The organism is Microbacterium sp. Root180 (assembly GCF_001428485.1).
GTDB lineage: Bacteria > Actinomycetota > Actinomycetes > Actinomycetales > Microbacteriaceae > Microbacterium.
This window is the reverse complement of record NZ_LMHS01000003.1, coordinates 1,507,670-1,519,923: the sequence shown is the minus strand read 5'-3', so window position 1 is coordinate 1,519,923 and position 12,254 is coordinate 1,507,670. Positions and strand designations below refer to the sequence as shown.

At 71.2% G+C, this 12,254-nt stretch carries 14 protein-coding genes; 1 reads left to right on the top strand and 13 read right to left on the bottom strand.

All coding sequences use genetic code 11. From position 1 onward, the window contains the following. The 13 genes from ASD93_RS14500 to tilS form a co-directional block, all read right to left on the bottom strand. Window positions 1–783, bottom strand: a complete 783-nt coding sequence (locus ASD93_RS14500; RefSeq protein WP_056124045.1) for an MBL fold metallo-hydrolase — start codon at window positions 781–783, stop codon at window positions 1–3. A 15-nt stretch (window positions 784–798) separates the two neighbouring features. Further along, entirely contained in the window at window positions 799–1,647 is an 849-nt protein-coding gene (gene panC / locus ASD93_RS14495; RefSeq protein ID WP_056124043.1) for a pantoate--beta-alanine ligase, read from the bottom strand. Next, the gene (locus tag ASD93_RS14490) at window positions 1,644–2,357 is read right to left on the bottom strand and encodes a Rossmann-like and DUF2520 domain-containing protein (RefSeq protein ID WP_056124041.1); all 714 of its coding nucleotides are present in this window, start codon (window positions 2,355–2,357) and stop codon (window positions 1,644–1,646) included. The genes panC and ASD93_RS14490 overlap by 4 nt, the downstream gene beginning before the upstream one ends. After that, the gene (locus ASD93_RS14485) at window positions 2,354–4,108 is read right to left on the bottom strand and encodes a PH domain-containing protein (RefSeq protein ID WP_082569357.1); all 1,755 of its coding nucleotides are present in this window, start codon (window positions 4,106–4,108) and stop codon (window positions 2,354–2,356) included. Before ASD93_RS14485 ends, ASD93_RS14490 begins: the two co-directional genes overlap by 4 nt. Beyond that, on the bottom strand, window positions 4,105–4,689 hold the full coding sequence (locus tag ASD93_RS14480) for a PH domain-containing protein (protein ID WP_056124037.1): 585 nt from the start codon (window positions 4,687–4,689) through the stop codon (window positions 4,105–4,107). Before ASD93_RS14480 ends, ASD93_RS14485 begins: the two co-directional genes overlap by 4 nt. Then, window positions 4,631–5,128 carry a DUF3180 domain-containing protein gene (locus ASD93_RS14475; protein WP_056124033.1) on the bottom strand — a complete coding sequence of 166 codons (498 nt, stop codon included), beginning with the start codon at window positions 5,126–5,128 and terminating at the stop codon, window positions 4,631–4,633. The genes ASD93_RS14480 and ASD93_RS14475 overlap by 59 nt, the downstream gene beginning before the upstream one ends. Next, a complete protein-coding gene (gene folK / locus ASD93_RS14470; RefSeq protein WP_056124030.1) occupies window positions 5,125–5,658 on the bottom strand; it encodes a 2-amino-4-hydroxy-6-hydroxymethyldihydropteridine diphosphokinase in 534 nt (177 codons plus the stop codon). Before folK ends, ASD93_RS14475 begins: the two co-directional genes overlap by 4 nt. Further along, window positions 5,655–6,029 (bottom strand): dihydroneopterin aldolase, encoded by a 375-nt coding sequence (gene folB, locus ASD93_RS14465; protein WP_056124027.1) that lies wholly within the window; start codon window positions 6,027–6,029, stop codon window positions 5,655–5,657. The genes folK and folB overlap by 4 nt, the downstream gene beginning before the upstream one ends. Further along, the gene (folP, locus tag ASD93_RS14460; protein ID WP_056124024.1) at window positions 6,002–6,847 is read right to left on the bottom strand and encodes a dihydropteroate synthase; all 846 of its coding nucleotides are present in this window, start codon (window positions 6,845–6,847) and stop codon (window positions 6,002–6,004) included. The genes folB and folP overlap by 28 nt, the downstream gene beginning before the upstream one ends. After that, window positions 6,844–7,446 (bottom strand): GTP cyclohydrolase I, encoded by a 603-nt coding sequence (folE, locus tag ASD93_RS14455; RefSeq protein WP_056124021.1) that lies wholly within the window; start codon window positions 7,444–7,446, stop codon window positions 6,844–6,846. The genes folP and folE overlap by 4 nt, the downstream gene beginning before the upstream one ends. A 9-nt stretch (window positions 7,447–7,455) precedes the next feature. Next, entirely contained in the window at window positions 7,456–9,462 is a 2,007-nt protein-coding gene (gene ftsH / locus ASD93_RS14450; RefSeq protein WP_056124019.1) for an ATP-dependent zinc metalloprotease FtsH, read from the bottom strand. A 271-nt stretch (window positions 9,463–9,733) separates the two neighbouring features. Continuing rightward, entirely contained in the window at window positions 9,734–10,285 is a 552-nt protein-coding gene (hpt, locus tag ASD93_RS14445; RefSeq protein WP_056124016.1) for a hypoxanthine phosphoribosyltransferase, read from the bottom strand. A 127-nt stretch (window positions 10,286–10,412) separates the two neighbouring features. After that, window positions 10,413–11,420 (bottom strand): tRNA lysidine(34) synthetase TilS, encoded by a 1,008-nt coding sequence (gene tilS / locus ASD93_RS14440; RefSeq protein ID WP_056124013.1) that lies wholly within the window; start codon window positions 11,418–11,420, stop codon window positions 10,413–10,415. Window positions 11,421–11,656: 236 nt separating this feature from the next. On the opposite strand from tilS, the gene ppa reads away from it, so the two are divergent. Further along, complete coding sequence (ppa, locus tag ASD93_RS14435; RefSeq protein ID WP_056124011.1) at window positions 11,657–12,193, top strand: inorganic diphosphatase; 537 nt, start codon at window positions 11,657–11,659, stop codon at window positions 12,191–12,193. Window positions 12,194–12,254 lie beyond the last annotated feature (61 nt).

Sequence of the window (12,254 nt, the reverse complement as noted above, 5' to 3'; positions counted from 1 at the left end):
TCAGCCCAGCTCGATCGGCTGTCCGAGCGGTGCCCAGGTCACGCGATCGTGCACAGACGGGGATGCCGCCTCGAAGACGCGGGCGGCCGCCGCCTCCTGCTCGGAGAAGTGGCTCCACCCCTCGACGTGGACCGGCACCGCGACTCCCGGCTCGGCGAGACCGATCAGCTCGACCGCGTCGTGGGCGTTCATCGTGTAGGCGAGCGGGCCCGAGATCGGGAACTTCACCGATCCGATGTGGACGAGCGCGACGGCGGGCTGCATGCCTGCAGCAGCCGTGCGGAGGTCGCCGTAGAGAACGGTGTCGCCGGTCATCCAGAGCCCGGGGCGGGCCGCACCGTCCCGCGTGAGGGCGAAGCCCACCACCGGTCCGACGATCGGACGGGTGAACGGTGCGCCGTGGCGGCAGGGAGTCGCGTCCACGCGAATCGTCGGACGGCCCTCCGCCTGGAGTGTCGTGCTGTCGCCGGCCGCGAGCCCGCGGATGTCAGGGTGGGCGATCGCCTTGGCGCCGGCGCGGGTCGTCAGGACCGTCGTGACGTGGCCGAGCATCTCGGCCCCGGCGTCGTCGAGGTTGTCCGCGTGATGGTGGTGGCTGAGGAGCACGGCATCGATCCGACCCAGCTGGTCGAGCGGGATGGCCGGCCCGGTGGTCTTGGTCGACTTCGTGCCGAAACCGAAGGAGTAGGTGCGTCCCGGCGGGTCGAACGTGGGATCCGTGAGGATGCGCCAGCCGTCCCACTCCACGAGTGCCGTCGGCCCGCCGATCCGTGTGACCCTCATCGTCGCCCCCGTGTGTCAGCTGATGTAGATCAGCGCGTTGTCGATGAACCGGTGGCCGGCGACGCTCGCCGCGATGAGGGCGAGTGCGGGGCCCTGATGGCCCTCGTCGACGGGAAGGAAGGTCGTCGGATCCACGACGCTGAGGTACTCGAGTCGGATGCGCGTCTCCCCCATGAGCGCCGACTGGGCAGCCGCGATGCAGGCATCGACACCACGGTCGGCATTCGAAGCGGCTGCGTCGAGCGCGGCCGGAAGCAGGCCGACGGCGGCGCGGTCGCGGTCCTCGAGCATGCCGACACGCGTCGACACGGGAAGACCGTCGTCGTCGCGGACCGTCTCGACCGTGGCGACGTCGACACCGAAGAAGAGGTCCCGGATCATGCGCCGGACGAGGAAGACACGCTGCGGATCGCGTTCCCCGTAGATCGCGACATCCGGCCTCACGAGATTCAGCAGCTTCGCCTCGACCGTCAGCAGGCCGTCGAAGTAGAAGGGACGCGTGCGGCCCTCGTAGCGCAGGCCGAGATCCCCCGCGCTCACCTTCGTGGTCGCGGTCCCGTCCGGAAGCAGCTCTGCCGTGTCGGGGGCGAACACGACATCCACGCCGAGGGACTCGAGCAGGCGCTCGTCGTCGTCCGAGGTGCGCGGGTAGCCGGCGAACTCCGCCGTGGTCGCGAAGCGCAGCGGATTGACGAAGACCGATACGACGACGATCTCGGCGACCTCGCGCGCGCGGTGGACGAGGTCGATATGACCGTCGTGGAGTGCGCCGATCGTCGAGATGAGCGCGACCCGGGCCCGTTCCGGAGCGGCGGCCCTGGCCTCTGCCAGACGGGAGTGCAGCTCGTCGACGGTGCTGATCATCCGTTGATCGTAGCGGGGGGATCGCTCGGGGGACCGGACCCCGCTTCGGCGAGCGCGTGGTCGATCGTGGAGTGCACCAGCGCCGACAGATACGCCCCGGGGTTCGGCACCCCCGCCGCGGCCAGCAGGCCCGCCGACTGCCGCACGATCGAGCGCGAGAACTCCGTCGCCGCGCCGACCGCCTCGGCATACGTCGCGCGATCCTCCTCTGCGATCACCACGGGCTCGCAGCCCAGCTCGACGGCGAGCGCCTGCGCGATCGGAAGAACGGGAGCCGGCGCAGTGACCGCCGCGTACGCGGTCGCGAGCTGGCGCAGATCCATCGACGTCCCCGTGAACACGAGCGCCGGGTGCACCGCCAGGGGAATCGCGCCCTGCGCCATCGCGGGCGCGAGCACGCCCGTGCCGTACGCGGGATCGGTGTGCAGCACCAGCTGGCCCGGCTGCCACGCATCCAGCAGGGCGAGCCCGGCGACGAGCCCCTCCAGCTGGTCGTGCGGAACCGCCACGACCACCAGCTCGCTGCGCCGCAGCACCTCGGCCGGATCGAGCGTGGGCACACCGGGAAGGATCGCCTCCACGCGCTCCGTATCGGAGCCCGCGGTGATGCCCACGACCGCATGGCCCGCGCCGCCCAGTGCCGCCCCGAGGACCGGGCCGACCTTGCCTGCACCGATGATCCCGACGCCGAGACGTCCGTCCCGGTTCATGCGCGCTCCTCGGGCGCCACGGGAGGAGAGGCCTCGTCCGCCGCACCCGGCACGGCGCCCGCCGTACCCGGCACGGCGCCGACGGCATCCAGCGCGGATCCGACGGGTGCGGGCGATCCCCCGCCGACCGGCGACTCCTCGGCCCATCGATGCGAGCGATCGCCGGATGCCGCGAGCACGGCCGCACCGGACGCATCGGCGAAGAGCGCGAGCGCACTGTCCCGATCGATCGCGGAGAGGTTGGCGTACACGGGGCCGGTGACGACGTGCGCGCGCAGGGTCGCGACGCGCGACATCCGATCCAACGGCCCCTGGTGCAGGCCGAGGCTCTGCAGGCGCGGGAGAGGGAGGATCGCGAGCTTGCGCCAGATGACACCGCGCCGCAGCAGCAGCAGATCGCCGGTGAGGCGGAATCCGTTGCGACGGAACGACAGCGGCCGGATCCACCACGCGCGGCGAGGAGTGTTCGTGAAGCTGTCGGTCTCGCCGGGGCCGAGAACACCCTCCTGCACGATGAGCGGCCATTCGGCCTCGGGAACGTGCGGCTGCAGCAGGCGCAGCACGCGCTCGACGTCGGCCGCCGTGCCGACGGGGAGCACCGTCGTGAACTGGTCCGTCGAGGTGTCGCCGGCGCTGCGCCCGGTCAGCCGATTGATCCGGATCATCCACCAGCCGGCGGGGCGCCAGAGGATCGGCTGCGTCACCTCGAGGGCGTGGACGCGACCGGGCGGCACGATCTCGGTCACGGTCGTGAGCAGGCCGAACGTGATCCGCACCCCGTCGGGGGTCGGAGCGATCGAGTAGCGCAGTGAACGCACGATCGAGCGCACCCAGTACGCCCCGAATCCGATGAGCGTCGGGACCATCGCGAACAGCAGCCACGTCACGCCCAGCGAGACGCCGATCCCGACCGCGACGGCGGCCGCGATGAGGGCGATGGTCGACATGCTGACGACGTGGGATGCCACGAGCCGGCCGAACGGGATGTTCACGACGGACTCGGGCACGTCGACGGGTGCCTCCGGACCCTCGATGAGCCCGGTGATCTCGCGCCCGACGGTCTGGCTCAGCGCGGACAGCCGGCCGTCCGGCCGCGGGCTCGAACCGGGAGACGGCGCGGCGGCGGCAGCATCCGCCAGTCGCCTTCCCGAAGCGAGCCGGAGGATGTCGGCGCGGACCGCCTCGGCGTTGGACGTCGAGAGGTACTCGAGCTTCACGTTCGCGTCGGCACCCGCGCCGACCACCTCGAGCTTCGCCATGCCGAGCAGCCGGGCGATCATCGGCCGCGTGAGGTTGACGCCCTGCACCCGATCGAGGGGCGCGCGGCGCTGCGTGCGGAACAGGATGCCGCTGCGCACCTCGACGTCGTCGTCGGTGATGCGGAACGTGTGGAACCGCCACGACATGTAGAACACCGCGATGAGGATGACGAGCACCCCGAGCACCGCGAGCGCGGCCACCAGGTAGAGGTTGTTCGCGATGATGAAGTCGATCGGGTCGCCTCCGGAGCCCTCCCACTCGGACAGCTCCTCGTCGAAGTCGCCGCCGAGGTCGGGCGCGAGCCACGGCAGGAAGATCACCAGCAGCCGGTCGCGCAGATTCGCGACGACGATGCCGACGATGACGATGAGGAACAGTCCGCCGCGCAGCAGCGGCGTCAGCGGGTGCAGGCGATGCCACTCGCCGTCGCTGAGCGGCGAGCGCACGAGCCCGCGGGGCGGGGCGTCGGGCGAAGGAACGGGATCGGTCATAGGCCCGTGCGCCGGCTCTCCGCGACCGCGACGAGATGGTCGCGCAGGGTCTCGGCCGTCTGCTGCTCGAGACCGGGGATCACGACGCCGGTCGAGGCCGCGGCCGTCACGAACTTGAGCTGCGCGATCCCGAACCCGCGGTCGAGGGGGCCGTGGGTGATGTCGACGAGCTGCATGCGCCCGTACGGCACCGCGACGAAGCGCTGCCACAGGATGCCGCGGCGGAACACGAGGTCGTCGTCGCGGAGCTGATACCCGATCGAGCGGGCCTGCCGCGGCAGGATCGCCAGGGTCCAGACCATGATCACTGTGAGGATGCCGCCGGGGATCCACGCCCAGGGCTGATGCAGGACCAGCGCCAGGACGAGCGTCGCGGCGACGACGATCAGCAGGAACGATCCCGTGGAGATGAACTGCACCCGCACGTACTTCGGCGAGATCTGATGCCACACGCCCGACTCGAGCGCGAGGCGGTTGTCCGACCGCGGCTCGGCGAGGCTCTCGAACGTGGCCCCTGACGGCTCAGTGGCCGTGGATGCGGGGCTCGAGTCCGGGGTCGTCGCCTCCGGGCTGTTCGTCATCGTCGTCCTTCCGGATCGTGCACAGGTGCTCCGCGACGAGACCTGCGACCACCAGCAGCGCCGCGCAGACGGCGGTCGCGATCACCGTCCCCATCGAGCCTAGCGAGGGTGTGACGGGTCGGGTCGCGAGGAAGACGAGCAGTCCGAGAGCGAGGCCTCCCAGCGCGGCCCCGAGGATGCTGGACGCCTTCGCGAGCATCGCGACCCGGAGCGCGCGGAACGGGTTGACCGAGGACGTGCCCTGCCCGCGCGTCGCTCGCCGGATCGGCACGGCGAGCGCGACGATCACCGCGCCGAGGAGCACGAGGAGGATCGGCAGCGTCACTGCGGGAGTGAAGGTGGGCCGGCCCGCAGCGGTGAGCACCTGGTCGAGCAGGAAGCCGGCGGCCACGCCCAGCGCCGCGGCGACGACGAGGACCCCCGCACTGGTGCGCCTCATCCGGCGTCCTCGAGCCAGGCCAGCGCGGCATCCGCACGCCCCACACCGGGCAGGCTCGCGTCAGGGTCGAGCGACAGCCATGGCGCCAGCACGAAGTCGCGCTCGGCGGCGCGCGGGTGGGGAAGAAGCAGCGCCGGGGCCTCGCTCGTGAGATCGGCGTAGGTGATGAGGTCGAGGTCGAGCGTGCGATCGCCCCACCGCACGCGGCGTTCGCGGCCGTGGCGCTCCTCGATCGCGTGGAGGTACCCGAGCAGCACCGACGGGCCGAGCCGCGTCGTGAGGATCGCGACCGCGTTGAGATAGGCCGGGGCCGCGGCATCCGGTCCCTCGAGCGTCACCGCAACGGACTCGACGGGCTCGGACGCCCGCACGTCGTCGACCAGCGGCAGCCGGCGGAGCTCGTCGATCGCCGCCGCGAGGGTCTCGGCGCGGTCGCCGAGGTTCGCTCCGAGCGCCACCACGGCCTCGACCGGGGCATGACGCGAGGGCACCATGTCGCCCTGGAAGCCCTGCGCGAGACGCCGGTTCATCGGCCGCCTCGCCCGCGCTCGATCGTCACCGACACGTCGGCGAAGGAGAGCGGGATGGGTGCCTGAGGCTTGTGGACCGTGACGCGCACGCCGTCGACCAGCTCGTACCCGAGCAGGTGCTCGGCGATGCGCGCGGCGAGCGTCTCGAGCAGATCGACGGGCTCACCGCCGACGATCGCGGCGATCTGCTCGGCCATCTCGCCATAGTGCACCGTGTCGGCGACATCGTCGCTCGCGGCCGCAGGGCGGGTGTCGAGGCGCAGCGTCACATCGACGACGAAGTCCTGGCCGTCGCGGCGCTCCTCGTCGTACACACCGTGGCGGCCGAAGACCCGCAGCCCCGTCAGCGTGATCTCGTCGGCGACGCCCATCGGCTCTCCCCCTCCCAAGCCCGTGCGACCCGCAGCGCGTCGACCGTCGCAGCGACATCGTGAACGCGGACGCCCCACGCTCCGGCGTGCGCCGCGAGGACGCTCGTGACGGCCGTGCCGAGGTCGAGTCGATCCTCTCCGACATCCGTGTACTCGGCGCCGGCCTCGGCCGTCAGTGTCTCCGCGAGGAAGCGCTTGCGGCTCGTGCCGATCAGCACGCGCGACCCCAGACCCGCCAGACGCGTCGTTCCCCGCAGCGCCGCCCAGTTCTGATCGCCCCGCTTGCCGAACCCGATCCCCGGGTCGAGGATCACCCGCGACGGTGCGATGCCCGCGGCCGCAGCCGCCTCGATCCGCCGTGCGAGCTCGCCGAGGACCTCGGCGACCACGTCGCCGTACTCGGCCTGCGCGTACATGTCGGCCGACGGCCCGCGCCAGTGACCGAGGACGACGTCGGCGCCGGTCGGCGCGACGGCCGCCAGAAGCTCGGGATCGGCCAGCCCGCCGGAGACGTCGTTGACGATCCGCGCCCCGGCCTCGACGGCCGCGAGCGCCGTGGTCGCGTTCATCGTGTCGATGCTGACCACGACTCCCGCCTCGGCGAGGGCGCGCACGACCGGCACGACGCGATCCCGCTCGACGGCGGGCTCGACCCGCTCGGCGCCGGGCCGCGTCGACTCCCCTCCCACGTCGAGGATGTCGGCGCCCTGCGCGCGCAGCGACAGCCCGTGCGAGACGGCGGCCCCGGCATCCAGGTACCGCCCGCCATCGCTGAACGAGTCGGGCGTGACGTTGACGATGCCCATCACGAGCGTCATTCGCGCCCTCCGCCGTGACCGCCCGACAGGAGGGCGATCAGCTCGGCCCGCGCCACCGGATCGGCGAGCTCGCCGCGTGCGGCGATCGTCACGGTCGAGGCATCCGACTGCTGTCCGCTGCGCATCGTGACGCACTCGTGAGACGCGTCGAGGACGACGAGGACACCGCGGGTGTCGAGGGATGCCGCGATCACATCCGCGATCTGCTCTCCGAGCCGCTCCTGCACCTGCGGGCGCGACGAGAGCACGTCGACGACCTTCGGCAGCGCGCCGAGGCCGACGACCTGCTCGCCGGGGAGGTACGCGATGTGCGCGTGGCCCCGGAACGGAAGCAGGTGGTGCTCGCACACGGAGCGGAAGCGGATGTCGCGCAGCATGACGGCACCGGAGGGCAGCGTGTCGGGGGCGGGGCCGCGCGCCACCGAGATGGTGTGCGCGAGCGGAGCCGAGGCATCCGCGCCCACACCCGAGAAGAACTCGGCGTAGGCGTCGGCGACGCGCCCGGGGGTCAGACGCAGACCGGGGCGGTCGGGATCCTCACCGATCGCCTCGAGCAGTTCACGCACGAGCGCGGCCACGCGCTCACGATCGACGGCCACGGGCCGAGCCTACGCGGTCGCGGGACGCGCCTGACCGCTGGGGCGGCGCTGGGCGGCCTTCTCGGGCACCGGCTGCTCGGCCTCTTCCTGCACGGCCGCGCCGACGGGCTCGCCGCGCACAGGAACCTGCACGGGGGGCAGGACCGACACCGGGCGCTGCTCGCTGGAGAGCCACTGCGGCCGAGGAGGCAGGCGCGTGACGTCTTCGAAGATCTCGGCGATCTCGAGGTGGTCCAGCGTCTCCTTCTCGAGCAGCTCCAGCGCGAGCCGGTCGAGCACGTCGCGGTTCTCGTTGATCACGTGGTACGCCTCGTTGTGCGCCTGCTCGAGGAGTGCGCGCACCTGCGCGTCGACGCGCTCCGCCACCCGCTCCGAGAAATCGCGGCCATGACCCATGTCGCGGCCCATGAAGACCTCGCCAGAGGACTGGCCGAGCTTGACCGGTCCGACCTCCGTGGTCATGCCGTACTCGGTCACCATGCGGCGGGCGATGCTCGTCGCCTTCTCGATGTCGTTCGAGGCGCCGGTGGTCGGATCGTGGAACACGACCTCCTCTGCGACACGGCCGCCCATCGCCCACGCGAGCTGGTCCTGCAGCTCGTTGCGGGTGATGGAGTACTTGTCGTCGAGCGGCATCACCATGGTGTAGCCCAGGGCCTTGCCACGCGGCAGGATCGTGATCTTCGTCACCGGGTCGCTGTGGTTCATCGCGGCGGCGACCAGGGCGTGCCCGCCCTCGTGGTACGCCGTGATCAGCTTCTCCTTGTCCTTCATCACGCGCGTGCGCCGCTGCGGACCCGCGATCACGCGGTCGATCGCCTCGTCGAGGGCGCGGTTGTCGATCAGCTGCGCGTTCGAACGAGCCGTCAGCAGGGCGGCCTCGTTGAGGACGTTCGCGAGATCGGCTCCGGTGAATCCGGGTGTCTTGCGGGCGACGACCTCGAGGTCGACACCGTCGGCCAGCGGCTTGCCGCGGCCGTGCACCTCGAGGATGCGCTGGCGGCCGCGAAGATCGGGCGCGTCGACGCCGATCTGACGGTCGAAGCGTCCAGGGCGCAGCAGAGCCGGGTCGAGGATGTCGGGGCGGTTCGTCGCCGCGATCACGATCACGTTCGCCTTCGGGTCGAAGCCGTCCATCTCGACGAGCATCTGGTTCAGCGTCTGCTCGCGCTCGTCGTGCCCGCCGCCCATGCCGGCGCCGCGGTGGCGGCCGACCGCGTCGATCTCGTCGATGAAGATGATCGCGGGCGAGGTCTCCTTCGCCTGGTTGAACAGGTCGCGCACGCGGCTCGCACCGACGCCGACGAACATCTCGACGAAGTCCGACCCCGAGATCGAGTAGAACGGCACGCCCGCCTCGCCGGCGACCGCGCGGGCGAGGAGCGTCTTGCCGGTTCCCGGGGGGCCGTACAGCAGCACGCCCTTCGGGATGCGGGCGCCCACGGCCTGGAACCTGGCCGGGTCTTTGAGGAAGTCCTTGATCTCTTCGAGCTCCTCGATGGCCTCGTCGGCGCCGGCGACGTCGGCGAACGTGACCTGCGGCATCTCCTTGGTCACGAGCTTCGCCCGGGACTTGCCGAACTGCATGACCTTGCTTCCCCCGCCCTGGGCCGAAGACAGCAGGAACCAGAACAGCAGACCCAGCAGCAGGATCGGGATGAGCAGCGAGATGAACCCGTCGAACCAGGTTGCGCGCGGCACGGCATCGTCGAAGCCGTCCTTCGGGTCGGCGGCGTCGATCGCCGCGACCACCTCGTCGGCACGGGCCTGGACGTAGTAGAACTGCACGTCCTTCGCACCCTCGTACTCGTCGGAGAGCTTCATGTCGACGCGCTGATCGCCGTCGGTGTTCAGCACCTCAACGACGGTGTCTCCGCCGAGCAGTTCGAGCCCCTCCTGCGTCGAGATCTGCTTCGCGCCGTTCAAGCTCGAGATGAGCGAGAACCCCACGATGAGGAAGACCCCGATCAGCAGGACGTAGAAGAGCGGGTTGCGGGTGATCTTCTTGAAGTCCATGGTGCGGGCGCGAGCCCGGTCCCTTTCGTCGACGAACCCGCCTCGGGGCGCACGGATGCCTCGGCGACGGTGGATTCAGGGTATCGCGGCGTTCCTAGGCGCTGACTGTGCATTCGCCGACGGCGTAAGCCGACGCCGAACCGGTTGTTGAGCAGCGAGCGCCAGCGAGCGTGTCGAAACACGCCTCCGGCGTAATCGCGCCGTCGCGCCGCGGCGCTGCGCGGGATGCCCTGTCGGGCGAGACGCCGGGAGGAACCCGCGGCGGGTCGTTCTAGGAGTAGACGTGAGGCGCGAGGACCGCGACGTCGCGCAGGTTGCGGTACTTCTCGTCGTAGTCGAGGCCGTAGCCGACGACGAACTCGTTCGGGATGTCGAATCCCACGTACTTGCAGTCGACCTGGACCTTGGCGGCATCCGGCTTGCGCAGCAGCGCGAAGACCTCGATCGAGGCGGCACCGCGCGACTCGAAGTTCTCGAGGAGCCAGCTCAGGGTGAGGCCGGAATCGATGATGTCCTCGACGATCAGCACGTGCTTGTCGTGGAGGTCGGTGTCGAGGTCCTTCCGGATCTGCACGACACCGCTGGACTTCGTGCCGGCGCCGTACGATGACACCGCCATCCAGTCCATCGGCGCGGTCTTGGGCAGGGTGCGTGAGAAGTCGGCCATCACCATGATCGCGCCCTTGAGCACCCCCACGAGAAGAAGGTCCTTCCCCTCGTAGTCGACGGCGACGCGTGCGCCGATCTCCTCGAGCTTCGCCAGGATCTGCTCCTCGGTGACGAGGATCTCGGTCAGTTCGCTCTGGATGTCGGCCGCACGCATGGACAGAGTCTAGGCGGAACCCCCAGGATCCGATTTCGGTGTCCCGGTGGCTGGCGCGGCACATCCCGACGAGCGCGGCGTCGCGCGCCGCAGCGGTCGACGGGAACTGCAGCGCACGGCCGGTCGGTCAGTCGGATGCGGCCCGTGCGGTGAACTCGATGCGCCCGCCGACGCGTTGCGCGCGGCATCCGGGCAGGTCGATGGGCCCCTGCCCCGACCAGTCGGTCACCAGCCGTGCGACCTCGAGCGTCTGCACACGGGTGAGGCTCTGATGGAACTCGCTCGCGACGACGTGCCGGATGATCCGATGCCGCAGCGCCGCGGGGTTCGCCGCGAGCGCGCCGGCCGACACCGAGATGCCGGCCTCGACGTGCTCGACGATGTCCTCGATCGTCTCGTCGATCATCTCGTCGAAGGCCTCGGCGTCCTCGCGCAGCTGCGCGGCCGTGCGGGCCAGCGCCTCGGCGATGCCCGGCCCGAGCTCGGCCTCGAGCAGGGGCAGCACGGTCCGGCGCACGCGCACCCGCGCGAAACGCGGATCGGCATTGTGCGGGTCGTCCCACGGGACGAGGCCCTCCGCGGCGCACGCGGCGCGGGTCGTCACGCGGCGAACCCCCAGGAGCGGCCGCAGCAGCGCCACACCGTCGAGGTCACCGGCGGCCGCCATCCCCTGCAGGCTGGACGCGCCCGCACCCCGAGCCAGACCCAGGAGAACGGTCTCGGCCTGGTCGTCGAGCGTGTGGCCGGTCAGGATCGCGGCGGCGCGGAGAGCGGATGCCTCGTCCCGCAGCGCCGCGTAGCGCGCGGAGCGCGCCGCGGCCTCGGGACCGCCGCCGGCCTCGACGGTGACGCGCACGATCCGCGCCTCGATCCCGAAGTGCCGAGCCTGCGCCGCGGCGGCGGCCGCGGCATCCGCTGATCCCTCCTGCAGCCCGTGGTCGACCGTCACGGACACGACCCGCACGCCGGCCTTCGGGGCTTCGAACGCGGCCGCCGCGGCGAGCGCCAGCGAATCGGCCCCGCCGGAGAGGGCCACGACGACGACCGACCCTTCGGCGAGTCCGGTCAGCGCCTCTCGCACCGCGCGACGCACCTCGGCGACGGCGGGGTCGAGTCCGGGTCTGCGGTCGCTCACCCGCCCACCGTACCCGCGCTGCCGCGACAGCACGCCGCAGGGCGAGCACGGCCGATGTCGGGCGTCGCCTGCGCCGCCGGCGCATAACTCCTGCACATCCGGCGCCGATCGCGGCCAGCCGGCCTCGAACCGGGCCCCCGACCGGCCCCGGGGCACGAAAGTGCAGGAGTTATGCGCCGGGCGAGCGCGACTAGGCTGGGCGGCGGCATCCCACCGTCTTCCGAAGGAGTACCACCATGGGCGCGTACGACGCCGTCATCGAGATCCCGCGGGGCAGCCGCGTGAAGTACGAGGTCGACCACGGCACAGGCCGCGTGTTCCTCGACCGCATCCTCTACACGCCGATGGGCTACCCCACCAACTACGGGTTCTTCGAGAACACCCTCGGCGAGGACGGCGACCCGCTCGACGTGCTGGTCATCCTCGACGTCGATCTCGCTCCCGGCATCCTCGCGAGCGTCCGCCCCGTCGGCGTCCTCAAGATGAGCGACGAGGCCGGCGGCGACGACAAGGTCGTGGCGGTGCTCGCCAAGGACCCGCGCTGGGCGCACATCCAGGACGTCGGCGACATCTCCGAGTACCTCCAGAAGGAGATCGCGCACTTCTTCGAGCACTACAAGGACCTCGAGCCCAACAAGTGGGTCAAGGTCGACGAGTGGGCGGATGCCGCCGAGGCCGAGCGACTCGTCGGCGAGGCGTTCGACCGCTTCAAGGAGCACGAGGGCGAGACCCGCACGCAGGGCGAGGGCATCGCCCCCAGCACCCTCGACTAGTCAGTCGACGCGAAGAGCGGATGCTTCGGCATCCGCTCTTCTCGCGTTTCGGGCCCGAGCG

What these genes read in the sequence shown, in the direction of transcription:
- ftsH (WP_056124019.1), bottom strand. Translation starts at nt 9,462, where the DNA reads ATGGACTTCAAGAAGATCACCCGCAACCCGCTCTTCTACGTCCTGCTG.
- ASD93_RS14485 (WP_082569357.1), bottom strand. Translation starts at nt 4,108, where the DNA reads ATGACCGATCCCGTTCCTTCGCCCGACGCCCCGCCCCGCGGGCTCGTG.
- folP (WP_056124024.1), bottom strand. Translation starts at nt 6,847, where the DNA reads ATGACGCTCGTGATGGGCATCGTCAACGTCACGCCCGACTCGTTCAGC.
- ASD93_RS14490 (WP_056124041.1), bottom strand. Translation starts at nt 2,357, where the DNA reads ATGAACCGGGACGGACGTCTCGGCGTCGGGATCATCGGTGCAGGCAAG.
- folB (WP_056124027.1), bottom strand. Translation starts at nt 6,029, where the DNA reads ATGGGCGTCGCCGACGAGATCACGCTGACGGGGCTGCGGGTCTTCGGC.
- hpt (WP_056124016.1), bottom strand. Translation starts at nt 10,285, where the DNA reads ATGCGTGCGGCCGACATCCAGAGCGAACTGACCGAGATCCTCGTCACC.
- ASD93_RS14475 (WP_056124033.1), bottom strand. Translation starts at nt 5,128, where the DNA reads ATGAGGCGCACCAGTGCGGGGGTCCTCGTCGTCGCCGCGGCGCTGGGC.
- ppa (WP_056124011.1), top strand. Translation starts at nt 11,657, where the DNA reads ATGGGCGCGTACGACGCCGTCATCGAGATCCCGCGGGGCAGCCGCGTG.
- panC (WP_056124043.1), bottom strand. Translation starts at nt 1,647, where the DNA reads ATGATCAGCACCGTCGACGAGCTGCACTCCCGTCTGGCAGAGGCCAGG.
- folK (WP_056124030.1), bottom strand. Translation starts at nt 5,658, where the DNA reads ATGAACCGGCGTCTCGCGCAGGGCTTCCAGGGCGACATGGTGCCCTCG.
- ASD93_RS14500 (WP_056124045.1), bottom strand. Translation starts at nt 783, where the DNA reads ATGAGGGTCACACGGATCGGCGGGCCGACGGCACTCGTGGAGTGGGAC.
- ASD93_RS14480 (WP_056124037.1), bottom strand. Translation starts at nt 4,689, where the DNA reads ATGACGAACAGCCCGGAGGCGACGACCCCGGACTCGAGCCCCGCATCC.